The organism is Mycolicibacterium monacense (assembly GCF_010731575.1).
In the GTDB taxonomy this organism is placed as follows: Bacteria; Actinomycetota; Actinomycetes; order Mycobacteriales; family Mycobacteriaceae; genus Mycobacterium; species Mycobacterium monacense.
The window spans coordinates 572292-599158 of record NZ_AP022617.1; the positions used below are offsets into that span (position 1 = coordinate 572292).

27 protein-coding genes and 1 pseudogene are annotated in these 26867 nt (G+C 67.0%); 16 read left to right on the plus strand and 12 right to left on the minus strand.

The window, feature by feature from the left end; all coding sequences use genetic code 11:
* Positions 1–143 precede the first annotated feature (143 nt).
* From G6N49_RS02805 to G6N49_RS02810, 3 genes are all read left to right on the plus strand, one after another.
* Positions 144–1076, plus strand: a complete 933-nt coding sequence (locus tag G6N49_RS02805) for a spirocyclase AveC family protein (RefSeq protein ID WP_235679485.1) — start codon at positions 144–146, stop codon at positions 1074–1076.
* A gap of 31 nt (positions 1077–1107) precedes the next feature.
* On the plus strand, positions 1108–1227 hold the full coding sequence (locus G6N49_RS29905; protein WP_423226875.1) for a DUF7156 family protein: 120 nt from the start codon (positions 1108–1110) through the stop codon (positions 1225–1227).
* A 144-nt stretch (positions 1228–1371) separates the two neighbouring features.
* Positions 1372–2418 carry a spirocyclase AveC family protein gene (locus tag G6N49_RS02810; protein WP_163647391.1) on the plus strand — a complete coding sequence of 349 codons (1047 nt, stop codon included), beginning with the start codon at positions 1372–1374 and terminating at the stop codon, positions 2416–2418.
* A 12-nt stretch (positions 2419–2430) separates the two neighbouring features.
* On the opposite strand, the gene G6N49_RS02815 is transcribed toward G6N49_RS02810, so the two are convergent.
* Complete coding sequence (locus G6N49_RS02815) at positions 2431–2970, minus strand: TetR family transcriptional regulator (protein ID WP_456320103.1); 540 nt, start codon at positions 2968–2970, stop codon at positions 2431–2433.
* A gap of 221 nt (positions 2971–3191) precedes the next feature.
* Here G6N49_RS02815 and G6N49_RS02820 point away from each other — a divergent pair, with 221 nt between their 5' ends.
* Entirely contained in the window at positions 3192–4370 is a 1179-nt protein-coding gene (locus tag G6N49_RS02820; RefSeq protein ID WP_011856433.1) for a cytochrome P450, read from the plus strand.
* Between the two features lie 66 nt (positions 4371–4436).
* Here the strand turns inward: G6N49_RS02820 and G6N49_RS02825 are convergent, their stop codons facing one another.
* Positions 4437–5357 carry a TIGR03619 family F420-dependent LLM class oxidoreductase gene (locus G6N49_RS02825; protein ID WP_011856432.1) on the minus strand — a complete coding sequence of 307 codons (921 nt, stop codon included), beginning with the start codon at positions 5355–5357 and terminating at the stop codon, positions 4437–4439.
* A 211-nt stretch (positions 5358–5568) separates the two neighbouring features.
* On the opposite strand from G6N49_RS02825, the gene G6N49_RS02830 reads away from it, so the two are divergent.
* The 8 genes from G6N49_RS02830 (at position 5569) to G6N49_RS02865 (ending at position 13864) form a co-directional block, all read left to right on the plus strand.
* Positions 5569–7182, plus strand: a complete 1614-nt coding sequence (locus G6N49_RS02830; RefSeq protein ID WP_083044715.1) for a PEP-utilizing enzyme — start codon at positions 5569–5571, stop codon at positions 7180–7182.
* Between the two features lie 62 nt (positions 7183–7244).
* Positions 7245–8228, plus strand: coding sequence for a DUF7064 domain-containing protein (locus tag G6N49_RS02835; RefSeq protein WP_011856430.1), 984 nt, complete (start codon positions 7245–7247; stop codon positions 8226–8228).
* A 71-nt stretch (positions 8229–8299) separates the two neighbouring features.
* The gene (locus G6N49_RS02840) at positions 8300–8662 is read left to right on the plus strand and encodes a DUF4286 family protein (protein ID WP_011856429.1); all 363 of its coding nucleotides are present in this window, start codon (positions 8300–8302) and stop codon (positions 8660–8662) included.
* Between the two features lies 1 nt (position 8663).
* Positions 8664–9272, plus strand: a complete 609-nt coding sequence (locus tag G6N49_RS02845) for a nitroreductase family protein (protein ID WP_011856428.1) — start codon at positions 8664–8666, stop codon at positions 9270–9272.
* A gap of 31 nt (positions 9273–9303) precedes the next feature.
* Positions 9304–11454 carry an acyl-CoA dehydrogenase family protein gene (locus tag G6N49_RS02850; RefSeq protein WP_011856427.1) on the plus strand — a complete coding sequence of 717 codons (2151 nt, stop codon included), beginning with the start codon at positions 9304–9306 and terminating at the stop codon, positions 11452–11454.
* Between the two features lie 13 nt (positions 11455–11467).
* Complete coding sequence (locus G6N49_RS02855; protein WP_083044714.1) at positions 11468–12604, plus strand: thiolase C-terminal domain-containing protein; 1137 nt, start codon at positions 11468–11470, stop codon at positions 12602–12604.
* Positions 12601–13026 (plus strand): Zn-ribbon domain-containing OB-fold protein, encoded by a 426-nt coding sequence (locus G6N49_RS02860; protein ID WP_011856425.1) that lies wholly within the window; start codon positions 12601–12603, stop codon positions 13024–13026. Before G6N49_RS02855 ends, G6N49_RS02860 begins: the two co-directional genes overlap by 4 nt.
* Before the next feature lie 16 nt (positions 13027–13042).
* Positions 13043–13864: a mycofactocin-coupled SDR family oxidoreductase gene (locus G6N49_RS02865; protein WP_011856424.1), complete on the plus strand. Its 822-nt coding sequence runs from the start codon at positions 13043–13045 to the stop codon at positions 13862–13864.
* Positions 13865–13956: 92 nt separating this feature from the next.
* On the opposite strand, the gene G6N49_RS02870 is transcribed toward G6N49_RS02865, so the two are convergent.
* The 10 genes and pseudogenes from G6N49_RS02870 to G6N49_RS02915 form a co-directional block, all read right to left on the minus strand.
* A complete protein-coding gene (locus G6N49_RS02870; protein ID WP_083044785.1) occupies positions 13957–15075 on the minus strand; it encodes a phosphotransferase in 1119 nt (372 codons plus the stop codon).
* A 91-nt stretch (positions 15076–15166) separates the two neighbouring features.
* A complete protein-coding gene (locus G6N49_RS02875) occupies positions 15167–15634 on the minus strand; it encodes a Zn-ribbon domain-containing OB-fold protein (RefSeq protein ID WP_011856422.1) in 468 nt (155 codons plus the stop codon).
* 34 nt (positions 15635–15668) lie between these two features.
* Positions 15669–16808, minus strand: a complete 1140-nt coding sequence (locus tag G6N49_RS02880) for an acyl-CoA dehydrogenase family protein (RefSeq protein ID WP_011856421.1) — start codon at positions 16806–16808, stop codon at positions 15669–15671.
* Between the two features lie 3 nt (positions 16809–16811).
* A complete protein-coding gene (locus tag G6N49_RS02885; protein ID WP_011856420.1) occupies positions 16812–17627 on the minus strand; it encodes an SDR family NAD(P)-dependent oxidoreductase in 816 nt (271 codons plus the stop codon).
* Positions 17628–17730: 103 nt separating this feature from the next.
* Positions 17731–18585 (minus strand): SDR family oxidoreductase, encoded by an 855-nt coding sequence (locus G6N49_RS02890; protein WP_011856419.1) that lies wholly within the window; start codon positions 18583–18585, stop codon positions 17731–17733.
* Between the two features lie 202 nt (positions 18586–18787).
* Positions 18788–19460 (minus strand): annotated as a pseudogene (locus G6N49_RS02895) (methyltransferase family protein).
* Positions 19461–19477: 17 nt separating this feature from the next.
* Positions 19478–21085, minus strand: coding sequence for an ABC transporter permease (locus G6N49_RS02900; protein ID WP_083044713.1), 1608 nt, complete (start codon positions 21083–21085; stop codon positions 19478–19480).
* The gene (locus tag G6N49_RS02905) at positions 21082–22023 is read right to left on the minus strand and encodes an ABC transporter ATP-binding protein (RefSeq protein WP_083044712.1); all 942 of its coding nucleotides are present in this window, start codon (positions 22021–22023) and stop codon (positions 21082–21084) included. Before G6N49_RS02905 ends, G6N49_RS02900 begins: the two co-directional genes overlap by 4 nt.
* The gene (locus G6N49_RS02910) at positions 21986–22651 is read right to left on the minus strand and encodes a TetR/AcrR family transcriptional regulator (protein ID WP_083044711.1); all 666 of its coding nucleotides are present in this window, start codon (positions 22649–22651) and stop codon (positions 21986–21988) included. The genes G6N49_RS02905 and G6N49_RS02910 overlap by 38 nt, the downstream gene beginning before the upstream one ends.
* Before the next feature lie 123 nt (positions 22652–22774).
* Entirely contained in the window at positions 22775–23437 is a 663-nt protein-coding gene (locus G6N49_RS02915; RefSeq protein ID WP_041925339.1) for an O-methyltransferase, read from the minus strand.
* 178 nt (positions 23438–23615) lie between these two features.
* Here G6N49_RS02915 and sigE point away from each other — a divergent pair, with 178 nt between their 5' ends.
* The 4 genes from sigE to tatB all read left to right on the plus strand — a co-directional run bounded on the left by sigE (position 23616) and on the right by tatB (position 26863).
* A complete protein-coding gene (gene sigE, locus G6N49_RS02920; protein ID WP_083044709.1) occupies positions 23616–24398 on the plus strand; it encodes an RNA polymerase sigma factor SigE in 783 nt (260 codons plus the stop codon).
* An 88-nt stretch (positions 24399–24486) separates the two neighbouring features.
* On the plus strand, positions 24487–24885 hold the full coding sequence (gene rseA, locus G6N49_RS02925) for an anti-sigma E factor RseA (protein WP_011561372.1): 399 nt from the start codon (positions 24487–24489) through the stop codon (positions 24883–24885).
* Between the two features lie 71 nt (positions 24886–24956).
* A complete protein-coding gene (htrA, locus tag G6N49_RS02930) occupies positions 24957–26450 on the plus strand; it encodes a serine protease HtrA (RefSeq protein WP_041309797.1) in 1494 nt (497 codons plus the stop codon).
* Positions 26450–26863: a Sec-independent protein translocase protein TatB gene (tatB, locus tag G6N49_RS02935; RefSeq protein ID WP_011561370.1), complete on the plus strand. Its 414-nt coding sequence runs from the start codon at positions 26450–26452 to the stop codon at positions 26861–26863. Before htrA ends, tatB begins: the two co-directional genes overlap by 1 nt.
* The last annotated feature ends 4 nt before the right edge of the window (positions 26864–26867 follow it).

A 26867-nucleotide genomic window follows, 5' to 3' on the forward strand; every position in this document is an offset into this window, starting at 1 on the left:
GGTAAACCCCTGTTCATATGCCTTTATTTGGCATGTACATGACGTCAGAAACGGGGAGTGTGCCGGAACCTGCATACGATGCGCGCCCGCAACATATAGTGAACTAGGTTACAGATCTGAAACCCCCTCGAGACGGAGGTTCCGTGACGCTCCTGTTAGCCGATCCGCCGATCCCCCCCGCGTTGGTGGACCCGTCGGGCACGTGGTTCTTCAACTGGGTCATTCCGATCGTGGGCGGGCTCGTCATCCTGCTCGCCATCGCGGACTCCGTCCGTCGAAGGCGGCTGACCTGGGGACTGCTGTTCCTCGTCAACAGCATGCTGGTCTACTGGATGGAATCGGTGGGCGACTGGGGTCAGCAGCTGATCTACAGCCCCACCTTCATGCAGCACCACGTCATGGACTGGCTGCCGCTCAAGACGCCGTACGACCCGATGTTCATGCCGTTCGCCTACGCCGTCTACTGGACCGTGCACGCCCTCGTCATCTTCTGGCTCGGCCAGCTACTCGTGAAAAAGTTCGGCTGGAGCATGCTGAAAGCCATTGTGGTCTTGGCGATTCCCGTGAACTACGCCTGGGACTTCTTCGTCGAGGGTATCGCTGCGGCCATGGGTTGGTGGACATATGACCCGGGTATGGGCCCGGTGATGACGTTCTCCAATGGCGGGCAGATCACGTTGCTGTGGACCATCGGCCTGATGTGCTTCTGGCCCAACCTGATCGCGTATTGGGCCGGCAAGCCGCCGGTTCGTGGCCTGAACCACTTCGAGCGCTTCTTCGGACTCGAGCGCTTCACCCGGCCCAAAGCCATCGGCGATGCGCCGCTGTCGTCAACAGCCGGCTCGGGCGGTGTGACCGCGACCGCGACCGCCACCCCAGCGTCGACGCGACGCTCCAGGCAACAGGAATACGACGATCTCCTGGACTACGAGGTGACGATCCCGCGGTGGAAGTTCGAACTCGCTCGGTTCGGCGCCTGGTTCGTGGTCTTCCAGGTGAGTTTCGCTCTGCTGTTGGTGGTGCCCCTCGTGGTCATGCGGGTCGTCACCGGCAACGACAGCATCTACGCGCCGTGACCGCACGCCAACACAACCGGAAGGCACACACATGAGTTTCCTACCCCCGCCGACCCGCGAAGGGTTGATCTCCGAGACGGTGCGGTTGCTGGGCGGCTGCGTCGCCGGCATCGTGCTGCTGGGCATCGTCGTCTACTTCCTGACGGTGTGACCATCAACGCCAACGCGACCGCTCTGAGTGAACTGGTGGCGGCGGTGCTGCCGAAGGCCGATAGCCACGGCATTCGGACAAGGCGTTGACACTGTGACAGTGAACTGCCATCTTTGGTAGGTCGTCGCCAAAGGAGGCGTTGCAGTGACAGATCTCAAAAGCCCCGACGAGGTCGGCCGCGTCGAGTCAGCGGTCGAGCCGGCGCAGATCAAAACCGTTCGGCCGGTGCTGTTCTGGTCGGGAGTCGGTGCGGTGTGCATCCTTTTCGCCGCCTACGTCTACACGTCGTGGATCGTGTCTGGGAACGCGACGCCGGCGGACCCGGGTCCCGATCCGATCCCCGGCGGCACCCAATTGGCGATGACGATCTTCCAAATCGCGTGCCCGACACTGGCTCTGGTCGCGATCGTCTACGTCGTCCGCAAGAGTCTGCGCGAGCGGCAGCTCTGCGTCGAGGCCGCCGTCGTGATCGGGTCGGCCATCGCCTGGTGGCACGATCCGCTGATCAACTGGTTTCAGCCGGTGCTGTTCTACAACGCCGGCCTGGTCAACTTCGGCAACTGGATGGAGAACGTCCCCGGATCGCTGAGCCCCGGCAGTCGGTTGATGGCCGAGCCGGTGCTGATGATCGGAATGATCTACATCTGGATGCCGCTGGCCATGGGCAAGTTGGCCGGGTGGGCGATGCGTAGGGCGCGCCGCCGCTGGCCGACGCTGGGGCCGGTTCGCACGTTCTTCGCCGGCTGGCTTGCGGTGTACGTCATCGAGTTTCCCCTCGAGATCTTTGCGGTGCACCACGGCCTGGTCGCGTATCCGGCGTCGATTCCCGGTGCCACGCTGTGGGCCGGCCAGACGGTGCAGATACCGCTCTACGGTCCCATTCTCTGGTCCCTTGTGCTCAGCTCCAGCGGGGCGCTGATGTTCTTCCGTAACCGCAACGGCCAGATCCGGGTGGAGGCGGGCGTGGAGACCCTGCGCTGGGCCGGGCCGCGCGTCAAGGCGCTGCTGCGGGTGCTGGCGGTCACCGGTTTTCTGCACGTGGTGGCGATCGGCGTGTATGACCTGCCGGTGAACCTCGCCGGTCTTTACGCCGGACCGACCGAGACCTACCCGAGCTATATGCGCACGCAGTACTGCGGACCGGACACCCCGCGGGCCTGCCCCGACGGCACCCTGTTCGACGACCAGTAGGTCGCGGCTTCGTTACTTCAAGACGGCGGGCAGCGCCGCGAACTCCTGCCGGATGATGTCGTCGAGGGCGCGGCCCGGCGCCGCCAACCACTGATTGAGTGCGCGCTCCACGAGCAGCATCCCGACTGATGCGAGCAGTCGGCATTCGCTGTCGGGCGACGGCAGGTGGCGCCGCTGCGCAATGATCTTCGCCACGGTCTCGGCGTTGGCCTCGTGGTTCTTGCGCTCGCGGCCGAGCAGGACCAGCGATGACGCAACCGCTTCGTGATACTGCGCGATCCGCTTACGGATGCGCTTGAGCCCCGGAGCAAGCAACGCGAACGAGTTCGCCATCGCCTCGAAGTCGGATGCGCCTTCGGGCTGCGCGAGATACACGCCACCGACGGCGTCGATGAAGTCGTATTCGCCGAAGAAGAGGACCGACTCCTTGGTCGGGAAGTAACGGAAGAACGTCCGCGGGGACACGCCTGCGCTAGCGGCGATCTCGTCCGTCGTCGTCTCGTCATAGCCTTTGGCACTGAACAGATTCAGTGCCGCCTCCAGCAGTGCCATCCGGGTCCGGTCCGCATGCTCGTTTCGTGGCGAACGGTCACCCCGTGCCATCTGCGATCCTCCTGGGCCGTGTCGGGTGTTCTGACATTACAACCAGAGCGGATATGGCACATCGTTGACACCGCTCGCCGCGCCGACGATACTTTCCCACATGTGACAGTTTACTGTCATAGTTTGTTTCGGATCGCCAGTCTGGCGTACGTGAGAGGATCTGCACCTACATGACCGAGCTCAGCGTGAACGGCACCCTGAACATCAACGATCTGCCGTTCACGGAAGACCGTTCGCGCGCGTGGCGGGAACTGCGCGAAGCGGGCGAGGCCGTGTTGTCCGGTGAGGAGATTGTGCTCACCAGTGCCGAGGCAGTGGAATTCGCGGCCAAGAGGCCGCAGATTTTCTCCTCGGCGAAGGCTTTCGACGTGTTGGGCAGCCCGGTCCCTCTCGTGCCCATCGCGATTGATCCGCCCGACCACACCCGGTTCCGCCGCATGCTCGACCCGTTCTTCAGTCCCAAGAGGATGGCCGAGCGTGAGCCCGAGCTGCGCCGGCAGGCGGGTGAACTCATCGACGCGATCGTGGCCAAGGGCGAGTGCGAAGTGGTGGCTGACCTGGCCACGCCGTTCCCGTCGCAGGTGTTCCTGACGCTGTTCGGACTGCCGATGGCAGACCGCGACAGGCTGGTCCACTGGAAGGACGCGATCCTGCAATTCACCGACCCCGGCAGCGGAGAGCCGACGCCCGAGGTCCTCACCTATGCGCTCGAGCTGTTCACCTACCTCAACGAACACATCGCCGAGCGGCGCACGGACACCTCCGGCAGTGACATGCTCACCCAGTTGATCCACGACACCGACGAGGGTGGCATGGACGACAACGAGATTCTCGGGCTGTGCTTCATGTTCGTGCTCGCCGGCCTGGACACCGTCACCTCAGCCGTCGGGTTCTCGTTGGCGAAGTTGGCCGAAGATGCTGATCTGCGCCGCCGGATCAGCAACGACTACTCGCTGATTCCCGCTTTCATCGAGGAGCTGCTGCGCGTCGACGGTCCCGTACCCTTCGCCCCGCGCGTCACCACCGAGGAGGTGGAGGTGGCCGGCCGAGTGGTACCGAAGGACACCAGGGTGATGCTGAGCTATGGCAGTGCCGACCGCGATCCGCGGCGCTATGACGACGTCGACGAAGTGCACGTCGACAGCAAGGCGGTGCACTTCGCGTTCGGACGTGGCCCGCACAGGTGCCTGGGTTCCCACCTGGCCCGCCTGGAGCTGCGACTCATTCTCGAGGAGTGGCACGCCCGCATTCCCGAATACACCTTGGTCGACGGCAATCCGCCGCAGGTGCCATGGCCCACCGGAACCATGGGTCTGCAGTCGGTGCCGCTGAACATCCGGCCGGCATAGCCCCTGCCAACGAGAAGAGCCCGGCTGCTCGGCCGGGCTCTTTTCGTCGTCCAGGGGCTCCCAGACCTATCCCACCTTGGGGATGATCTCCTCCGCCACCCACTGCATGTGGTCAAGGTAGGCGTTGAAGTCGTTCAGTGGCGGCGGGTTCACCCACGTGTCGGTGACCCCGAGTTCGGCCAGCATGTTGCAGTTGTCGATGACCTGCTGAGCACTCTGGCCGAACTGCGCATTCGGGTCGTCGACGATGGCGTGCTCCTGACCGATGGACAGGACGGCCAGGCTGTAGAACACCGAAAAGGGTCGGTCGTCGAATCCGGGTTGCGAGCGCAGGTAATCCAGCTTGGCGGGCAACTCCTCGGGCTTGGTCAGCCACGGCGCCCAACCGTCGCCGAAGCGGGCCGCCCGGCGCAGCACTGCGTCGGCGTCCCCGCCGAGCCACACCGTCGGGTGGGGACTGGAGATCGGCTTCGGCCCGAACGCGATGTCATCGAACTTGACGAACTCGCCGTCGTAGCTCGGCGAATCGCTGTGCCACAGCTCGAACATCGCTTCGAGGTATTCGTCCGCTATCCGGCCGCGTTTGTTGAAGGGAACGCCGATGGCGTCGAACTCCTCCTTGAGCCAACCCACCCCGACGGTGGTCTGCGCACGACCGCCGCTGAACCAGTCGAACGTCGCAATCTGCTTCGCGGCGACGATCGGGTTGTGCAACGGCAGGATGGTGACCATCGACCCGATGGTGATCGTCGACGTGGCACCGGCGATGTAGGCCTGCGCGGTGGTGGCGTCGAAGTAGTGGTTCCCCGAGAGTTCGACATGAGACGTCGGCGTGAAGAAGTGCTCGGGCAGGAAGACCATCGAGTAGCCGAGCTCTTCAGCCCGTTGCGCCACTTTCGCGATGTCCCGCCCACCCAGGTCATGCTCCCACGGCTGGGTGATGGCGGCGACATGCATGCAGTTGGGCAGGTAGACAGTGAATCTCATTGTCAGCCTTTCGATTTGGATTAGATGACCTTCGAGTGGCGTGCGCCGTCCGCGACCGCACGGGCCATGTGACCGAGAACACTATGGCAGTGGACTGCCACAGTCAACAGCGGCCGAAGGGATCGGTAAAACCCTGACGAGTGGCGACCGGCCGTGTCAGAATTCAAACTCGATATTGACAGTGAACTGTCATCAGTCGCTCAGGAGGAATATGACGGACCTCGGTGTGCCCGCCGACCTGACGGACCCGATTCGGGGGAGCAGCGAGCCGGACCGGATGTGGACCCTGACCAACGTGGGCGAGGCGACGCCGGACATCCTCTCACCCTTGTGCTGGTCCCTCTGGGGCAACGGCGTCGAACTGGCGTCCAGGGCCGGGCTGTACGACTTCGGCGTGCTGCCCCGCTCGGAGATCTTCGTCCCCGACGATCCGAATCAGTGGGCGACCGCGTGCTTCTACGGCAGGCAGGCGATGAACATCGAGCGCGCCCGCGAGCTGGCCGGACTCCTCCCCGGGATGACCGGTGACGACTTCGAACGCGACCTGTTGGGCTCGGTCCGTGCCGATGCCACCCCCACCAGGAGTGACCCCACCCGGCTGCCGTTCGTGGCGGTGAAGGCGCCGCTCACCGCGATACGGCAGCGGTGGGTGCCGCAGCGCACCCATGACGAGCAGATGGACTGGTGGCGTGCCGAGGTTCTGCCGGGTGCTCCCGCCGATCCCCGCGCCCTGCTGGCGGAATCGTCGCGCCGGTTCACCGCCGTCATGCGGGCACACGTGCGCACCCGGATGATCCTGAACGGTCTCCGCTCCCAAGTGGAGGCGATCACTGCCCGGCTCGGCCGCTCGGACCTGGTGCCGACGCTGCTCGCCGGATACGGGGGCGTCATCGAAACCCGGCTCGCCGACGACGTGTGGTCACTGGGGCAGGGCCAACTCACGGTCACCGAGTTTCTGGAACGCCACGGATTCCACGGCCCCAACGAGGGCAACGTCATCGGGCATTCGTGGCGGGAGGATCCCGAGGCGGTGATCCGCATCGCTGCGGCCCACGCGGGCAGGCCCGAAGCCGAGCGACCGCGAGTGCGGGCGGAGCGCGCGGTGGCCGCCCGGGAGCGGGCGGAATCCGACCTGCTGGCCGGGTTGCCAGCGGTGCGGCGGCAGCTGTTCCGGCGACTGCTCCAGTTCACCGGAGCTCAGGTGCGGTCGGTGGAACTCACCAAGGCCGCCTTCCTGACCGCGGTCGACGGGTGCCGCGCCGGGGCGGCCACATTGGGCAGGGACCTGGTCGAGGCCGGCGAGCTCGATCGTCCGGACGACACGTTCTACCTCACCATCGACGAGCTACTCGGATCGCTGCCGTGTAACGCCCGCGAACTCGTGGCGTTTCGCAGGCAGCGACGCGACGAGTATCGGGCACTGGAGATCCCGGTCATCTTCACCGGGATGCCGGAACCGGTTGCGGCCGGAGACGCCGCCGGCACGGGTGACGGCAGCGTGCGCGGCACGCCGGCCGGGCCCGGCGTGGTCGAGGGCACCGTCCGGGTGGTGCTCGACGCCGATTCCGATGACGTTCTCGAGGACGGCGAGGTTCTGGTGTGCAAGTTCGTCGACCCCGGGTGGACGGCACTGGTTTCACTCGCGGGTGCGTTGGTCACCGATATCGGCAGCCCAGCCAGCCACGGGGCGATCGTGGCGCGTGAACTCGGCATCACCTGCGTCGTAGGGACCGGCAACGGCACCAAGGTGTTGCGCAGCGGTGATGTGGTGCGGGTCGACGGCTCCACCGGCGAGGTCGCCGTGCTGGCGCGGTCGGCCGGATAGCTCAGCCGGATGACTGGGCCGAATAGGGAAGGGAACCCACATTGAGCGGCGGGATACGTCAGATGTCCGCCGGACTGAGTCCGGACAGCGAGAGCACGGTGCGGGCTTGCCCCGATGTGCCCGGGTGGACGGAGAACCTGCTGTTCACTCCGTACGATCCGGTCAGCGACATCGGGATGTGGCTGCATCTGGGCACCGTCGCCGACATGTGGGAGATGTGGGAAGACCGCGTGCTCATCGCGCTTCCCGAGGACCAGGGCGTGCTCAGCATGTGGGCCTATCACCGCACGGTTCCTGACCGCCAGCCGGCCGGTGCCAATCTGCAGTTTCAGTGCGAGCAGCCGTTTCACAAGTGGCGCATCACGTTCGACGGCTTCTGCGTGCGTTCGTCCTATGACGAGATGCGCACCGGTCTGCTGGCCGACGGCCCCAAGACCCACGTCCGTCTGGACCTCGAGGTGGAATGCCTGACCCCGGTGTGGGACGCCGCGACCGCCGGAGACGGCATGGCCGAACAGAGTTGGGCCCGCGAGCATTACGAGCAACTCATCCAGGTGACCGGTCAGCTGACCGTCGACGGCGTGACAACCGATTTCAACGGCGGTGGCTGGCGCGACCATTCACGTGGTCCGCGCGGTGCCGACACCCTCAAGGACTGGGGCGGGCACGTCATCACCGGCGGTGTTCTCCCGAGCGGACGGGCATTCGGCATGTGCCGCTACTGGGCCCGCGATGGCCGTACCACGCTGGAGGGTGCCTACGTGGTCGAGGGCGGCGCGCTGCACCAGGTCGGCATCGAGTCGGCGCCACCGGCCGCGGTACTGGCCCGCGACGGCGAGACGTACACGTTCGCGCTCGACGGCGGGCACACGATCAACGGCACCATCCGCTCGTCATTGTGGATATCCATGGCCGATGGGCTGCCCTATGGAGTCATGGACCCGGTGCGCGCCTACACCGTCAGTTGGGCGCAGGTGCAGTGGGGCGGCGAGACGGGCTACGCCTACATCGAACGGTCCGCGTTCACCGGTGTCCCCGCTCGTTGACTGTGACAGTCGACTGTCATACTGTTGCCCGGTGCCCCGAGTTGGGTGGGCTCTGTCAGAAAGGCGTGACCGTGGCCGAGAATCGATTCGTTGTCCTGAGCAATCCCATTGAGGGCCAGGACGACTCCTTCAACAAGTGGTATGACGAAGTGCATGTGCCGGAGGTGCTTGATGTTCCGGGTGTGGTGGCGGCGCAGCGCTACGACATCGCCGAGCTGAAGATCCCCGACGACGAGGATCTGCCCGCACAGTTGCCTCCACCCACCCACCGGTACATGGTGATCTACGAGCTCGATCGCGAGCCCGAAGTGGTGATGGCGGAGTTCCTCGAGCGGGTGATGTCGGGGAAGTTGTCGCTGGGGGAGACGCTCGACCTGTCCACGGTCTCGATGACCGGCTGGACGCCGCGCGGCGACCGACGGTTGGCCGACTGAGATGTCCGAACTCCGTACGGTGATGCAGGCGCAGCGCGCCTGCAGGCGATTCGACCCGGACGGCAAGGTGCTCGACTCCGACATCGAGCAGATGCTGCAGATCGCGGTGCACGCACCGAGCGCCGAGAACACCCAGCCGTGGTCGTTCGTGGTGGTCCGCGACGAGGAGAACCGGAAACTGCTGGCGGACTGGTGGACGGAGACGTGGAACGCCGGAGGCGGCGACTTCGTCAAGCAGAGCGTCGAGGACAAGGTGCTCGTCGCCGACCTCGAATACGGTTTCTCCAGAGGCGGGTTCGCTGCGGCACCGGTCGTGGTGGTGGTCTGCGCCGACACCGACCGGGTCGCAGAGATCTACGCACCGTCCTCGATCTATCCGGCTGTGCAGAACATGCTGCTCGCCGCCGCCGACCTCGGCTACGGGTCATGTCTCACCACCGGCCTGACCACCTTCGGAGTCGACCGCGTCCGCGAACTGCTGGACCTGCCACAGAACCTGATCCCGATGGCGGCCGTGTACGTCGGCCGGCCGGCGCGCAAGCTGTCACCGCCCCGTCGTCGCCCCGCCACCGAGGTCACCTACCGCGAGAAGTTCGGCACCGCATGGTGACCGGATTCTCCCCGACCAGTGAGGTCGCTACATGTCATTGGCAATAACCGAAGATCACCGCGCGCTGGCCGATGTGGCCAAGTCGATGGTGGCAGGCCGCGGCGGGGTCGCGAACGCTCGCCGCATCCTGCTCGAACCGGAGACCGGCGGCCGGTGGTGGACCGACGACGGGCTGTGGAAGGAGATCGTGTCGACCGGTTGGCTCGGTCTGCACGTCGACGAACAGTTCGGGGGCCAGGGCTACGGACTGCCCGAGCTGACCATTGTGGCCGAACAACTCGGCCGCGCTGCGATCGGCGGACCGTTCCTGCCCACGGTCGCCGCGTCGGCCGTGATCGCCGAAATCGGCACCGACGAGCAGCGTCAGCGTTGGCTGCCGCAGTTGGTGTCCGGTGATGTCGTGGCCGGCATCGGGACGAAGAGTGATGCGGCTGTGCAGGATTCGCGGGTCTCGGCCACTGCGGTGCCCGTACTCGCCGAGGCGGCAGCCGACGTGTTCCTGCTTCCGGTCGGGGACGATCTGGTGCTCGTCCAAGCCGGTGACGGGGTGAGCACGAGGACCATCGACTCGGTCGACCAACTCCTGCAGCCGGTCGCTGTGCTGCGCCTCGACTCCGCTGCGGTCACCGACGTCTTCCCCGGCGCGGGCGCCACGGCCGTCCGGATGCTGCGGCTCCTGGCCACCGCCGAGGCCGTCGGCGGGCTGGCCGCCTGCACCGAGATGGCGGCCGCGTACGCCGCCACCCGCCAACAGTTCGGCCGGCCGATCGGCTCGTTTCAGGCCGTCAAGCACCACTGCGCCAACATGCTCGTGGACACCGAGCTCGCGGTGGCGGTGACCTGGGACGCCGCACGCGCAGGCGGTGCGGAGGCCGACCTGGCGGTGACCATGGCCGCCGGCCACGCGCTCCCCGCCTACCAGCGGGTCGCCCTGCAGAACGTCCAGGTGCACGGCGGTATCGGGTATACCTGGGAACACGACGCCCACCTCTACATCAGGCGCGCCACGGTCCTGCAGGCCTTTGCCGGCGACCAGGATGCCCTGCGGGACAGGGTCATCGAGCTGCAGTCCCGGGGAGTGCGGCGCGGTCATTCGGTGGACCTGCCGCCCGAAGCCGAGCAGTACCGGCAGGCAGCGGAGGACTTCCGCGCCGAACTCGACACGGCCGGTGCCGATGACCGCCAGAAGCTTTGGGCGCGCAGCGGTTACCTGCAACCGCATTGGCCCAAGCCCTACGGCCGGGGTGCCGACAGTGTCGAGCAGCTGATCATCGAGGACGTCCTGCAGGGTCTGGACAAGCCGAGCCTCGGGCTGGGCGAATGGGTGGTGCCCACCCTGCTGCAGCACGGCAGCGCCGAACAGATCGAGCGGCTGATGTGGCCCAGCCTCGAGGGCGAGATTCGCTGGTGTCAGCTCTTCAGTGAGCCCGGCGCCGGCTCAGACGCCGCGGCGGTGGCCACCAAGGCCAGGCGCGTCGACGGCGGCTGGGTGGTGTCCGGTCAGAAGGTGTGGACCAGCGATGCGGTGAACTGCCAGCGCGGTCTCGCCACCGTGCGCACCGACCCGAATGTGCCCAAACACAAGGGCATCACGGCGATGGTCATCGACCTCGCCGATCCGGCGGTGCAGATCCGCCCGCTCACCGAGATCACCGGCGAGACCCTCTTCAATGAGGTGTTCTTCGACGACGTCTTCGTGCCCGATCGCGACGTGGTCGGCGCAGTGAACGCGGGCTGGACCGTGGCGATGGCGGCGTTCGGCAACGAACGGGTGTCCATCGGCGGCGGTTCGGTCACCATGACCGCCGACGCGCTGATCGATCTGCTGGCGCGCCACCGCTCCGGCGACACCGGTCTCGCGCGCGATGTCGGTGCGCTGCTCATCGAGGCGTACACCCTGGCCGCGCTGAATCTGCGGCAGGCCGCTCGGGCGGTCTTCGATTCCGGGCCAGGCATCGAGGGCAACATCGCCAAGCTCTTCGGTGCCGAGCACGCTCAGCGCGTCGCGGAACTCGCGCTGCGAATCGCTGGTCCGGCCCTCCTGGTCGGAGAGGAACCCGCCGTCGTGCACGACTACCTGTTCAGCAGGTGTCTCACGATTGCGGGCGGTACCTCGGAAATCGTCAGAAACCTGGTCGCGGAACGCATTCTCGGCCTGCCGCGCGACCCGGCGCCCAAGTAGATCGGAGAACCACATGACCTGTGCCATCGTCGGCATCGGGCGCACCACCTATAGCCGCAAGTCCGGCCGCACCACTCGTGGCATGGCTGTTGCCGCGTGCCGGGACGCCATCGAGGATGCGGGGCTCAGCACGGCGGACATCGACGGAATCTGCACGTTCATGGCCAACGACTCCGAGCAGCCGATCTTCGTCGGCTGGGCACTGGGAATCGACGAATTGGCCTGGGCGAACGCGATGTACGGCGGCGGGAACCTGGTCGCCGACCAGATCGCCACGGCCGCCGCCGTGATCGAGGCCGGGATCTGTAAAGCCGTCCTGGTGTACCGCTCGCTCAACGGCCGGTCCGGCTACCGGTTCGGCCACATAGAGGGGCCGATGCAGGTGCAGCATCACGACCAGTTCGACACCGCCTCGGGCTACATGGTGCCGCCGCAGTGGTTCGCCATGTGGGCCCGTCGGCACCAGCACGAATACGGTTCCACCTGTGAGGATCTCGGGCAGATCGCGATCACCCAACGTGCACACGCCGGTCCCAACGAGCACGCACTGCGCCGCGAACCGCTCACCATGGACGACTATTTGGCCGCCCGCTGGATCAACGAACCGTTCCGGGTGCTCGACTGCACGTCCGAGGTGGACGGCGCGGTGGCCGTGCTGATCACCGGTGAGGACATCGCGCGTAATGCCAAGAAACCGCCGGTGTGGTTGGTCGGTTCGTCGAACTCGCAGGGCGGCTCCGGCTGGACGGAGTGGGACGATCCCACGGAGATGTATTCCCGCATAGCGGGTCCGAAGATCTGGGAGAAGACTGGCCTGAGTCCGGCCGATATGGATCTGGCCTGCATGTACGACTGCTTCACCTACACGGTGATGGCCACCATGGAGGGCTTCGGCTTCTGTGAGAAAGGCGAGGTCGGCAAGTTCTTCTCGACCGGACGCGCCACTTACGGCGGTGACGTCGTGGTCAACCCGCACGGTGGCCTGTTGTCGGAGGGTTACATCCACGGGCTGAATCACCACTATGAGGCGGTGCTGCAGCTGCGTCGGGACGCAGGCGTGCGCCAGGTCGACGATGCTCAACTGGCGCTGGTCACCGCGGGCGGCGGCCCGTTCGGCGGCGCGAACGTCTACAGCAGGGAGAAGCCATGACATCAACGGCAGCGACGAACCACGCACTCCTGCCACCGGTTCCGGTGCCGGATCCCGATACGGCGCCGTACTGGGAGGGTCTCAAGGACGGCAAGCTGATGCTGTGCCGCTGCGACGACACCGGAAAGTGGATCCATCCACCGTTGGAGCGCAGCCGGTACACCGGCGGCCCTGTGCATTTCGAGGAAGTCAGCGGCGACGGCACGATCTACAGCTACATCGTGGTTCGACAGGCGCTCGTGCCGGGGCGAATTCCGCCGTATGTCGTCGGATTGGTCGAGCTGGCGGAGCAGCCTGGCCTGCGGATCAACGCCGTCATCGACGCCGATCCGGCAGACGTTCGAATCGGCCAGCAGGTCCAGCTGCGGATCGTCGACCTGGGGGACAGCGGCTACCGCATCCCCGAATTCGTTGTCAAGTAAGAACCAGGAGCACCACATGGGCAGAATGGACGGGCGCGTCGCCTTCATCACCGGCGCAGGTAAGGGCCAGGGCAGGTCGCACGCCGTTCGGCTGGCCGAGGAGGGCGCCGACATCGTGGGCGTGGACATCTGCCGCCAACTCGACGGCGTGATGTACGCGATGGCAACCCCCGAGGACCTGGACGAGACCGTCAACCTGGTGGAGAAGACCGGCAGGCGGATGATCGCCCGCCACGCCGACGTCCGGGACCGCAAGGCGCTGCAGTCCGCGTTCGACGACGGTGTCGAGGAGTTCGGCTACATCGACACGGTGGTGGCCAATGCCGGCATCGTGCTCAACCGCGTCGATGAGCCCGACCCCGAGGCGGCATGGGAGCTCGGCATCGGCGTGCTGCTCACCGGGGTGTGGAACACCCTGCAGATCGCCAGCGCCCACATGGTGGAGTCCGACCGTGGTGGCGCGATCGTCGCTACCAGTTCGATGGCCGGGTTGAAGGCGCTGACCGACGGAAGCGGTGGTGCGGACGCGTATGCCGCGGCGAAGATCGGCGTCACCGGGCTGGTCCGAGCATACGCTCAACGGCTGGCGGCCAAGAACATTCGCGTCATGGCGATCGCGCCGACGGGAGTCAACACCGCCATGATCGTGGAGAACCCGGCGCTCTTCGAAGTGATCGCGGCGCATGAGCACTTGGCCAAGGCGATGACCAACGCGCTACCCGTCCAGGTCATCGAACCGGCCGACGTATCGGAGACGGTGTTGTTCCTCGTCAGCGACAGCGGCAAGTACTACACCGGCACCACGTTGATGCTCGACGCCGGTATGAACATGACCTGATCCCCGCGAGCGTGCGCGTCTGCGGGCGACACGCCACTTCAGTCAGGCGGTTGCGCACCCTCGTCCTCACGAGGGTGCGCAACTGCATTCAGTCAGCGCAACAGCGCGCCGGTGCCGAGATCCGAGTAGGCCTCGGCGAAGCGCCCCAGCACCGCCTTCACGATCTCGACGGAGTACATCTGGTCGGGCGTGATCGCCCACATGCAGAAGCCCCACGCCGGGCTCTGCCGGTAGGTGGTCCACATCTGCTCGCGGTCGGGCAGCGAGGTGACGCCGGCGTCGAGGAGCCGACCGCGGTAGTTGTCCAGCAGTTCCCGCTCGTGTGCCCTCCGCAGCTCCGGTGTCAGTGCACCGACCAGCGCGTAGCCGACGTCGTGTGACCACGAACCTCGCCGCACCAGTTGCCAGTCGAGGACACCCATCCGGCCGTCGGGCAGCGCGTAGGTGTTGCGCGGGTGCGGGTCGCCGTGCAGCAGCGTGATGGGGTCAGCGGCGACGTACTCCTGGAGCTTCCAGAATGCCGTTTCCATCGAATCCGCGTCCTCGCCGGTGGCATCCAGCAGCGCCTGCTTGTAGGGCAGTTCGAGGAACATGCGAATGATGCTGAACCCGTTGCTGCGCAGGAACTCCGCGAAGCCGCCGGTGAGTGGATGCTGCAACCAGGCGAGATCACCGTTGTCGCGCAACCGGGGGCTGTCCCAGAACGGGGCGTGTACCCGGCTCAACGTCGCCAACAGCTCGTCGACCTGCTCGACCGACAGCCCGGCGACGGCGTCGGGGACCTGGGCGCCCCGCAGCGTGATGTCCTCACCGACGACCAGAAACTGCGACGGACCGTCGAGGTGGTCGGCGAAGTAGGTCGTCATCGTCTCCACGTCGAGGTCGCCACGCAGGTCGCGGTAGAACGTCGTCTCGTCGTCCAGCAGCACGGTGCCGCCGCCGCCCTGGGACAGCGACTCGTCGACGGCAGCAGGCAGATCGTGCACGGTGCTCAACTGTGTCTTCACGAAAAGCTGTCGGGGCAGCGCGCTTTCGGGTTCGGCGTACTCGACGTCGAGGTGCAGGTGCGAGGTGGTGCCCTGCCAGGTGCTGCGCACCCGGATGTCGGTGACGGTCACCCCCGGTTGGTGGCGACGCAGCAGGGACGTCAACACCTCCGGTGTGAGGTCCTCGGGGGATTGCAGGGTCACGGGCAGGGCTCGGCTGGTCATCGGCATCCTTTTCCACAAAGCTGATATGACAGTCCACTGTCACATTACAGCGACGTGAATCGGCGCGGTCGAAATCCCCGAATCCCAGGGATCAGGTGGTGGCGGCCGTATCCACCGGACGAAACAGCGGCAGCCACACCCGGCTCTCCTCCTCGCCCGAGAGCGCTGTCCAGTCCTCGAAGAAGACCTCGACGGCCATACCGACCTCGATGTCGTCCTCAGACACGCCCACCACGTTGGTGATCAGCCGCACGTCGGGCTCGTCGTCCAGCTCGACCATCGCCACGATGTAGGGCGGCTCGAATCCTGGGATCCAGGTCTGGCGGTTGACCGTGTATGCCGCCACTGTCGCCCGCCCGGATACCGGCTCGGGTGCGACATCGGTGCTGCGGCAACGCCAGCAGGCCGGGCCGGGCGGGTGAAAGAAGTGCCCGCAACTGTGGCAGCGGTTGATCAGAAGCTCACCGCGCTCGCCCCCCGTCCAGAAGGCTCGCGACTCCGCGGTCGGGCTGGGTGCCAGCCGCAGCTGGGGCCGTTGGTATCCGGTGTCGGCTGTCATGGATAGACCTCCTGCAGGTGCGCGACGGTACTGCTCATCGGCCCAGCGACCGGCCGATGACCAGCCGCTGAATCTGGTTGGTGCCTTCGAAAATCTGGGTGATCTTGGCCTCGCGCATGTAGCGCTCGACGCGATAGTCCCGGGTGTAACCGTAGCCCCCGAAGACCTGCACGGCGTCGGTGGTCACCTTCATTGCCGCGTCGGTCGCGACGAGTTTCGCGACCGACGCGTTACGGGAGTACGGCAAGCCGGCGTCGCGGCGGCGTGCAGCGTCGAGGTAGGTGGCGCGGGCGGAGTCGACCGCAGCGGCCATGTCGGCCAACAGAAATGCCAGGCCCTGGTGGTCAATGATCTTGCGCCCGAACGTCGTACGCTGTTGTGCGTAGGAGACCGCTTCGTCGAGCGCCGCTTGCGCGAGTCCGACCGCGACGGCCGCGATGCCGAGCCGACCGGCATCCAGTGCGCTGAAGGCAATCTGCAGACCCTGGCCCTCAGTGCCGATCCGGCGCTGCGTGGGCACTAATGCGTCGTCGTAATGGGCCGTCGTGGTCGGAACGGCGTGCAGGCCCATCTTCTCCTCGGGCTTTCCGAAGGAGAGCCCGTCGGTGTCCTTTTCCACCAGGAAGCACGAAATGCCCCCGCTTCCTTCTCCGGTGCGGGCGAACAGGCTGTAGAAGTCGGCAATGCCGCCGTGGGTGATCCAGGCCTTGGCGCCGTTGATGCGGTAACCGTCAGCGACGGCGGTGGCTTTGCAGGCCAGTGCGGCCGCGTCGGAACCGGCCTGCGGTTCGGACAGGCTGTAGGCGCCTATCGTCTGTCCGCTGAGCATGGCCGGAAGCCAAGCCTGCTTCTGCTCGGTCGTGCCGAACGCGATCAGCGGATGACAGGACAGAACGTGAACACTCACAGCGACCGCCACGGCCGCCCAGCGGGCGGCGAGCTCCTCGAGGACCTGGAGGTACACCTCGTACGGCTGTCCGCCGCCGCCCCACTCCTCGGGGTGCGGCAGGGTCAGTAGTCCGGTCTCACCCAGCGCGGCGAACACCCCGTCGGGGTAGGTCTCCGACCTCTCGTGCTCATCGACGACCGGTTTCAGCACCTTGTCGGCGACATCGGCGGCCAGCTGAATCAGCTCGCGTGCTTCGGCGGTGGGCAGCAGGCGGTCGACGGCCACGCCTCAGGCCTCCTGCCAGGCGCATCCGGTCAACTCGGCCGACAGGTCCCACAGCCGCCGGGCGCTGTCGGCGTCGCGGGCCTTCGCCTTCAACTTCGTCGGCTTGGGCTTGCCCCACTGGTGCATCAGGCCCCGCGGCGCCAGATAAGTTCCGTTGGGCAACGTTGTGGTGATCGCCTGGATGGTCGAGCGGGCGCCGTCATCGGGACTTTGGGCGATATGCGGGGAGATGACGCGGCCGGCCCACTGCAGCACCCCCGAGCCGTCCCGCGTGATCGCGGTATTCGTCATCCCGGGGTCCGAGGCGTACGCGGTCTTGCCCCTGGCGACCAGTTCGTGCACGAACAACAGGTTCGCCAGCTTGGACTCACCGTATGCCGACCACGGGTTGTACTTCCGCTGCTGCCAGTTGAGGTCGTCGAAGTGCATGCGGGCGGTGGTGTAGTTGGTGCTGGCGACCGACACCACCCGATCGCGGATCCGGTCGCCCAGTAGGCACGTCAGCGCGAAGTGGCCGAGGTGGTTGGTGCCCATGTGCGCCTCGAAACCGTCGGCGGTGCGAGTCAACGGCAGGCCGAGGACGCCGGCGTTGTTGACAAGCACGTCGACGTAGTCGACGGTGTCGGCGAACTTACGGACGCTGGTGAGGTCGGCGAGGTCCAGCTCACGCACATCGACTCTGCCGGACATCGACGCGGCGGCGTCGTATCCCTTGCTCATCGTCCGGCAAGCGATCACGACCTCGTGTCCTTCGGCAGCCATCGCGCTAGCGGTCGCCCGTCCGACGCCGCTGTTCCCGCCGGTGACAATAATCCGCACGCCGCTTGGCCTCCTCGATTCGCCCCAACGCCCTAAACCGTAAACTATTTATCGCTTTGGCGAAATCCCAGCGAGCAGGCGAAGGGCATATCGCCGGCAGCTCTCAGGCTGGCGGGCCGGTGTAGCCGGGCGGGTTGGCAGAGTCGACCCACAGGTCGAGTCCCAGTTCAGCGCCGGGTACGCAGTCATAGGCCGACAGATCCCGTACGCCGGACTCCAGCAGTACGTCCTCACACAGCAGGCTGTGGCCGGTGTAGTCGCGGGCAGGCTTGTTGAGAACCACGTATGCCGCGTCGGCATAGACATCGGGCCGGCGGGCGCGGCCCATCGCCTCGTCCCCGCCGAGCAGATTCTGCACCGCCGCCGTGGCCACCAGGGTTCTCGGCCACAGCGTGTTGGAGGCGATGCCGTATTCGCGCATCTCCTCGGCGATGCCCAGTGCGCACAGGGTCATGCCGAACTTGGCCATCATGTATGCGGTCGGCTTGAGCCACCGCGCCTCCAGCCGGACCGGCGGCGACAACGTGAGGATGTGCGGGTTGTCCCCGCTCTTGAGGTGCGGAATGCAGGCTTGCGAAACCGTGTAGGTGCCGCGGACCTGGATACCGTTCATCAGGTCGAAACGCTTCAGCGGAACTTCCTCGATGGAGCCGAGGTTGATCGCCGAGGCGTTGTTGACACATATATCGATGCCGCCGAACTGCTCGACGGCCTTGGCGACCGCGGCGGCCACCGAGTCGCCGTCCCGCACGTCGCCGACGATCGGCAGGGCCTGGCCGCCGGCGGCTTCGATCTCCCTGGCCGCGGTGAACACCGTTCCCTCCAACTTCGGATGCGGCTCGGCGGTCTTGGCGACAAGCGCAATGTTGGCGCCGTCGGCGGCAGCGCGCTTGGCGATGGCCAGCCCGATACCGCGGCTGGCGCCGGATATGAACATGGTCTTTCCTGAGAGCGACATGATGTGCCTTCCGCCGCGGCTCTTGCGGGCTTCAACATCGACCGGGGGTCGGCGATGGCTGCTTGGTCAGGGCCGGCCGCAATGGCCCTGCGTGAACATCAGCATAAATCGCTAAACATTTAATGTTTTGCGGGCGGTGGGGGTGATGCCAACGCGACAGCGAACTCGAGAGGTGAACCCTGGACCCGAATCCTGACTAGGGTCACCACACGGCGGGGAACAGCCGATAGCGCACCTGCCTGGTGTAGTCGTCGTAGCCGTCGAGTTGCTCACGCAACAACTGCTCTTCGTCGAGGATGCGGATGCGCAACGCGAGCCCGCCGGGTACCAACGCGGCCAGGCCCCACAACGAATCCAATGCCGGCGGGGTGCCGATCATCATCACCACTGCGCCGAGATACATCGGGTGCCCCCCGTCCGTACAAACCCGAGGTGGTCAACTGCTGGCCGGCCTCGACGGTCACCGTGGCTGCGGCATACCCGTTCTGGAGGATGACGAGCTGCGTCATCCCGAGGCCGACCGCAACCAGCACCACGCCGAGGATCACGACCGGAGTCGGCACCGACGACCACCCGAAACGGTGATCGAGCGCGCTGATCACCAGAACCCCGATGACCGTCAACAAGGTGGCCCACATCGCGAACCGCTGGGCGGGCCGCGTCTCGGCCAGCGGGCCGGCATTGAGCCGCCGCTGCAGGACGGCGGGTTGCTTCACCGCGAGGTAGAGGCTCGGCCCCATCGTCCCGACGATGAACACCGCGATGTACATCCACGCCTGCCAGTAGTGAAGCGTGTCTGCGGGCACCAACAGGGTGACACCGAAGAAGAGCAGACCCAGCACTGCCGTTGCGGCGCTCTGTAGTGCGATCTTCACCAAATGCCCCTGTCCCGTCACACCGCGTCCCGGCGGCGGTACAGCCACCCGGCCGCCGCGGTCACCGCCGCGGCGACAACGCACATCACCACCAGCGCGGACACCGGATAGTCGGTGGGCGCCGTCGTCCGCCCGACCGGTGAGGCGTCGAGCAGCCACCGTGGCAGACGCAGAAGCGCACCGAGGTACAGCGAGATGACGATGAACGCCACCGCCAGCCACGCGAGCCACGGCCGGCGCACGGCAACCGCCAACGCCGCGACACCGGCGACCACCGCGAGCGCGGGGACGAACGCCAGCCCGGCGACGGTGAGCTTGACGACGGTGTCCGGCTCGCCGAGCGTCAGTCCGGCGCCGAGGCCGTTGCCGAGGCCGGCGCCGACCATCAGCAGCGTGGCCCCCAGCATCGCCGCGGTCACCGCGCTCAGCAGCCATCGCCACCGGGACACCGCACCGGCCAGCACCGCCTCACCCGCGCCGGACTGTTCGTCGTTGTGCACCCGCAACACCGCGCTCACCACGTACGCCGTCGCGGCGGCCGCGAGGAACTGCGTCATCGTGGTGTAGACGCCCTCGTGGCCCTGCGCAGCCAGGACCCGCGCCAGCAACTCGTTCGTCTTCGCGGCGTCGATGAGCGATTTCGTCATCGAGCCGAAGGCGAGCCCGCCGAGGAACATGCCGATGCCCCAGCCGACGGTGAGCCCGCGCTGCAGCGTCAGGTGCAGCCCGAGGACACCACGGATCGGCGGGGCGCCGGGCCGCTCAGCGGTGGTGGGCAGGGTGCCGTCGTCGTACTGCCGACGGCTCTCGAGGCGCGCGGCCAGCGCGATGAGCGCCACCGTGACGGCGACGAGCAGCGCCAGCGGCCACCACCGCAGCTCGACGAACGCGCGCATCTGCTGCGCCCACGCGATGGGGGAGAACCAACTCAGCGCACTGCCGGAGTTGTCGATGACGTCGCCGATCCCGCGGACCAGCGCCGCCAGCGCCAGCACCGCCATCGCCGCCCCGGTCGCGGCGCGGGCCTGCCGCCACAGCTGTGCGGTGACCGCGGCGACACCGGCGAACAGCATCGACACCGCGGTGACGCCCAGGCACATCGCGAGGGTGTCGAGGAGCCGGAAGCCGGACGCGGACATGGCCACGGTCATCGTGACGGTCAGCACCGCATTGACCGCGCCGACCAGGATCAGCGCCGCGGTGGTGCGCGCGTACCGGCCGACGACCGAGGACAGCACCAATTCGGCTGCGCCGCTTTCCTCTTCGGCACGGGTGTGGCGAATCACGGTGAGAATGGAGAGGATCGAGGCGGCGACGATCAGCGTCAGCATCAGCTCGTTGGCCATCATCGTGCCGAGGTCGGTCTCGCGTACGCCGAACATGGGGCCGCCCATGATGATTCCCGCGGGGGTCTTCATGAGGTTCACGCGGGCCATCCGCTGTGGCTCGTCCGGATAGGCCAGCTTCACCGCATTCGGCGCGTACACCATCATCAGCGTGAGCGCGGCGATCCAGACGCTGAGCCGGACGCGGTCGCGACGCAGCGCCAGCCGGATCAGTTCGCCCACGCCGGTGTAGGAGGATGCAGTCTCCGCGCGTGCGCGGACGGGCGCTTCGGTGGTCATCGCCCGGCTCCCGAGTACTCACGCAGGAACATGTCCTCGAGCGAGGCCGGCGTCACGGTGAGCTCGACGATCCCGAATTCGGTCAACCGCGCCATCGCCGCGTCGAGATCCGCACGGTTCACCGAGAACCGGGCGCCGCCGTCGACCGCCGTGAAGTCGTGCACGAACGGGGCGCTGCTCAGTGCCGCGGCGTCGTGGCGGGTCCGCACGGTCACCGTCGTCCGCATCAGATGGCGCAGTTCGTCGAGCGGGCCGGAGCGCACGGTCCGCCCCGCCCGGATGATCGTCACGGTGTCGCAGAGCTTCTCGACCTCGGCGAGGATGTGGCTGGACAGCAGGACCGCGGCCCCGCCGTGCGCGACCTCTTTGACGCAGCCCTGAAAAGCCTTCTCCATCAACGGGTCCAGGCCTGAGGTCGGTTCGTCGAGGATGTAAAGATCGGCTCTGGTGCTGAACGCGGCCACCAGGGCGACCTTCTGGCGGTTGCCCTTCGAGTAAGTGCGGGCCTTCTTGTGCGGGTCGAGCTCGAAGCGGTCGATCAGCTCGTCGCGGCGACGGGTGTCCTGTGCGCCGGGTCCGCGCAACCGGGCGAGGAAGTCGATGGCCTGCAGACCGGTGAGATTGGGCCACAGCGTGACGTCGCCGGGAACGTAGGCGATGCGGCGGTGCAGGTCCACCGCGTCGCGCCACGGATCGCCGCCGAGCACCCGGACCGTGCCCGCGTCGGCGCGCAGCAGGCCGAGAAGTACGCGGATGGTGGTCGATTTGCCGGACCCGTTCGGGCCGAGGAAGCCGGCGATGTCGCCGGGGGAGACGCTCATGTCGAGACCGTCGAGCGCACGGGTGCGCCCGAATGTCTTGACCAGGCCGTGGATTTCGATCGCGTGGGCAGCGGTGCCCTCAGGCCGTCGCGGGGACCTGCTCGTCTGGACCGTCATCACCGTCTCCTTGGTATGTGAGAAAGGCTTCGTACATCGTCGAATCGGCCATCAGCCCGTTGGTGTAGAGCTCGAGCGCGGGCAGGACCATGTCGTCGGCGTAGTCGCGAAGGACCCGGCGCAGATCGGTCGGATCCTCGTGCAGCTGCAGGTAGAGCAGGAAGCCGCCGCCGCCGGCCATCCCGAGGAAGCGGGCGCGTGACTTCGGGTCGCGGCTGGGCTTGATCGTGCCTGCCCTGACCCCTTCGTCGAGGTACTGCTCGACGTTGTCGATCATCCGGCGCCAGAGCATCTTGGCCAGGTCGCTGCCGGACTGCATGCTGCGCACGAGGTACGCCATCAGCGGTGCGTACGACTCGATCTCCGACAGCTGGGCGAGCCAGGTCGCCGGGTCATTGCTCTGGATCGCCGCCGACTTGCCGCTGCGGATCTCCTCGGCGACGTAGTCGTCGCATGCCGCGCGCAGCCCGTCCTTCGAGCCGAAGTGGTGGATCACCAGCGCGGCGCTGACCCCGGCGGCCTCGGCGATCGCGCGGACGCCGACCCCGAAGCCATGCTTCCCGAACTGCTCGATCGCCGCATCGCGGATGCGGGCGACGGCGGTCCGGTCCTCGGCAACTGAACGCATGTTCAATAGGCTAAACGCGCGTTCAGTCGCGGGTCAAGGGGGTGGCGCGATTTCGGCGAGATCGACGAAATGGCGGCGACTACTCGTACTTTTGCGCCCGTTTGTTCGTTTCGGCGCAGTCGGTCAGTCGCGGGCGGCGACCAGCAGGCCGTCGCCGAGCGGGACGAGCACCGGCGTCAGCCGCTCGTCCTCGGCGATCAGCCGGGCGGCCTCGCGGACCGCGCTGACCTCGGCGTCGTTGGCGGCGGCATCCCCGGCGCGGCCACCGAGCGCGGCACGGTGCACGACGATCGCGCCGCCGGGGCGCAGCAACCGGACGCCCTCGACCACGAACTGCGGCTGGTCGGCCGGGTCGCCGTCGATGAACACCAGGTCGTAGGACTCGTCGGCCAGCCTGGTCAGCACCTCCTGTGCGCGTCCGCTGATCAGCCGGGTGCGGCTGGGGCCGATGCCGGCCTCGATGAATGCCTGCTTGGCGATGCGCTGGTGTTCCGGTTCGACGTCGATGGTCGTCAGCACGCCGTCCTCCCGCATGCCCGACAGCAACCACAGCCCGCTCACCCCTGCGCCGGTGCCGACCTCCACGACGGCCTTCGCCTCGGTCAGCCGCGCCAGCACCGACAGCAGCGCGCCCACCGCGGGAGTGACCGCCCCGGCGCCGATGTCCACGGCGCGTTCGCGGGCGGCCGCGACGATCGCGTCCTCGGATATGGACTGTTCGGCGTGCGCGACGATCGCCTCGGCGCGGCTCGGTCGCTGACCCGCCGGGTCGTCGGTGCTGGCCATGCCCGCACTGTAGAGCGCGGCCGCGAGGCGCGGGTCCGCGACACGCCCGCACGGCAACGTGTGATGTACGTCCGATTCGGCCTGTTTTCCCTGGTGAACAAACGGGTATCCGGCATTCTCAGGGAACGTTCATATTGCTCATATCGCTACCACACCCCGCTCGGGAACGGTGGCTGGCATGGAACACGGGAGGCGCCTGCGCTTCGGGAATAGGAACACCGCCGATCGTGTTGCGCGAAATGACCAGCCGACGACCATGACCGACGCCGGCCATGACTCTGCCGGCCCTGACTTGGAGGATCCGACGACCACCACGACTGCGGCAGCCCAAGCCGCTCCCGTCTCGATGGCGCATCTCGAACAGTTCAGCGATTCGGACTGGGTCGAGCCGACCGACGAGCTCACGGGGACGGCAGTGTTCGACGCCACCGGCGACAGGACGACGATGCCGTCCTGGGACGAGCTGGTGCGTCAGCACGCAGACCGGGTGTACCGGCTGGCCTACCGTCTCTCGGGCAATCAGCACGACGCCGAGGACCTCACCCAGGAGACCTTCATCCGCGTCTTCCGGTCGGTGCAGAACTATCAGCCCGGCACCTTCGAGGGCTGGTTGCACCGCATCACCACGAACCTGTTCCTCGACATGGTCCGGCGCCGCGGCCGCATCCGCATGGAGGCGCTGCCCGAGGACTACGACCGGGTGCCCGCCGACGATCCGAACCCGGAGCAGATCTACCACGACTCCCGCCTGGGCCCGGACCTGCAGGCCGCGCTCGACTCGCTGCCCCCGGAGTTCCGCGCCGCGGTCGTCCTGTGCGACATCGAGGGTCTGTCCTATGAGGAGATCGGCGCCACGCTCGGCGTCAAGCTCGGCACGGTTCGCAGCCGGATCCACCGCGGCAGGCAGGCGTTGCGTGACCACCTGGCCCGTCACGCGCCGGACGCCGCCACATCCGCCTGATCATCACCATGTCCTGGTGGACCGGTCCGCGCTACATTCGTGGGAGCGGCGTCTTACAAATCGGTGACGAACCGAGAGGAGTCAGGTGATGGTCGATCCCGGGCATGTGTTCCGGCGAGCGTTCTCCTGGCTTCCCGCTCAATTCGCCTCGCAGAGCAACGCCCCGGTGGGCGCGCCGCGCCAGTTCGGCTCCACGGAGCATCTGTCCATCGAGGCAGTGGCGGCCTTCGTCGACGGGGAACTGAGCATGACCGCGCACATGCGGGCGGCCAGCCATCTGTCGCTGTGCCCGCAGTGCGCTGCCGAGGTCGATGCCCAGAGTCAGGCCCGCTCAGCGTTGCGGGACTCCCAGCCGATCGCCATACCGAACACGCTGCTCGGGATGTTGTCGCAGATCCCTCAGCACATGCCGCACTCACCGGTTGAGGAAGCAGATCAGCCGAAGTTTGCTGACGACCAAACGCGGGACCGGCGCAGACGCCGGTAGGCTGGGTTCTGGAGTCGAGCAGCGACTGCGCCCGGTCATGCCGGGTGCTCCGATAGAGAGTGATACCACCGGTGACCAATCAGGACCAGGCCAGCCGTCGCATGGCACCTCGCCCCGTCGAGCGGCCTCCGGTCGACCCGACGGCCCAACGCGTCTTCGGCCGGCCCAGGGGGGTCAGCGGTTCGTTCCTCGGCGTGGACCAGCACCGCGGCCAGGGGGAGTACGCCCCGAAGGACCAGGCGCCCGACCCGGTGCTCGCCGAGGCGTTCGGCCGTCCGCCGTACGCCGGTGCCGACTCCCTGCAGCGCCATCCCGCCGACTCGGGTGCGCTCGACGCCGAACGGGCCGGTGACACCGGCGACGTCGAACCCGATCCGTGGCGCGACCCGAACGCGCCCGTGGCGCTGGGCACCCCCGCCGTCGAGGCACCCGCACCCGTCCACGGTCCGGCACAGACCGGCAAACTCGGTGTGCGCGACGTGCTGTTCGGTCGCAAGGTGTCCTATGTCGGGCTGGCGATCCTGCTGCTCACCGCGTTGATGGTCGGCGCGCTCGGCGGCTGGGTCGGCAACAAGACCGCCGAGACCGTGCAGGCGTTCACCACGTCGAAGGTCACGCTGGAGACCAGTGACAGCGGGGACCCGCCCGAGGGACGCATCACCAAGGTGGCCGACGCGGTCGCCGACTCCGTGGTGACCATCGAGGCCAAGAGCGACCAGGAGGGCTCCCAGGGTTCCGGTGTGGTGATCGACGGTCGCGGCTACATCGTCACCAACAACCACGTGATCTCCGAGGCCGCCAACAACCCCGCCAAGTACAAGATGACCGTCGTGTTCAACGACGGTAAAGAGGTCCCCGCCAACCTGGTCGGCCGCGACCCGAAGACCGACCTCGCCGTGCTGAAGGTCGACAACGTCGACAACCTCACCGTGGCCAAGATGGGTGACTCGGACAAACTGCAGGTCGGTGAGGAGGTGATCGCCGCGGGCGCCCCGCTGGGTCTGCGCAGCACCGTCACCTCCGGCATCATCAGCGCCCTGCACCGGCCGGTTCCGCTGTCGGGCGACGGATCCGACACCGACACCGTGATCGACGGGGTGCAGACCGACGCGTCGATCAACCACGGCAACTCCGGCGGCCCGCTGATCGACATGGACGCCAACGTGATCGGCATCAACACCGCGGGTAAGTCGCTGTCCGACAGCGCCAGCGGTCTGGGCTTCGCGATCCCGGTCAACGAGGTCAAGACCGTCGTCGAGGCGTTGATCAGGGACGGCAGGATCGAGCATCCGACACTCGGCCTGACCGCGAAGTCCGTCAGCAACGACGTGGCCTCCGGCGCCCAGGTCGCCAACGTCAAGGCGGGCAGCGCCGCCGAGCGGGCCGGCATCCTGGAGAACGACGTCGTGGTCAAGGTCGGCAACCGCGACGTCGCGGACGCCGACGAGTTCGTGGTCGCGGTGCGTCAGCTCAAGATCAATGAACCCGCCCCGATCGAGGTCGTCCGCGACGGCCGTCCGGTGACGCTCACCGTGACACCGACGCCAGACGCCGCCACCGACTGATGTTCGCCAACATCGGCTGGGGGGAGATGCTGATCCTGGTGATCGCCGGGCTGGTGATCCTGGGACCGGAACGGCTGCCCGGGGCGATCCGCTGGACCTCCAACGCGCTGCGCCAGGCCCGTGACTACGTCAGCGGCGCGACCACCCAGTTGCGTCAGGATTTCGGTCCCGAGTTCGAGGACCTGCGCGAACCCATCACCGAACTGCAGAAGCTGCGCGGTATGACGCCGCGTGCGGCGCTGACCAAACACCTGCTCGACGGCGACGACTCGTTCTTCACCGGCAAGTTCGACCAGCAGAACGGCAAACCGGCCGCCGGTCAGGAGAAGCCGGTCACCCCGGTGAATCCGCCCGTGACGGCCACACCGCCGAGTGAGTCGACGGCGACGCCGTTCGACAGCGACGCCACCTGAGAGA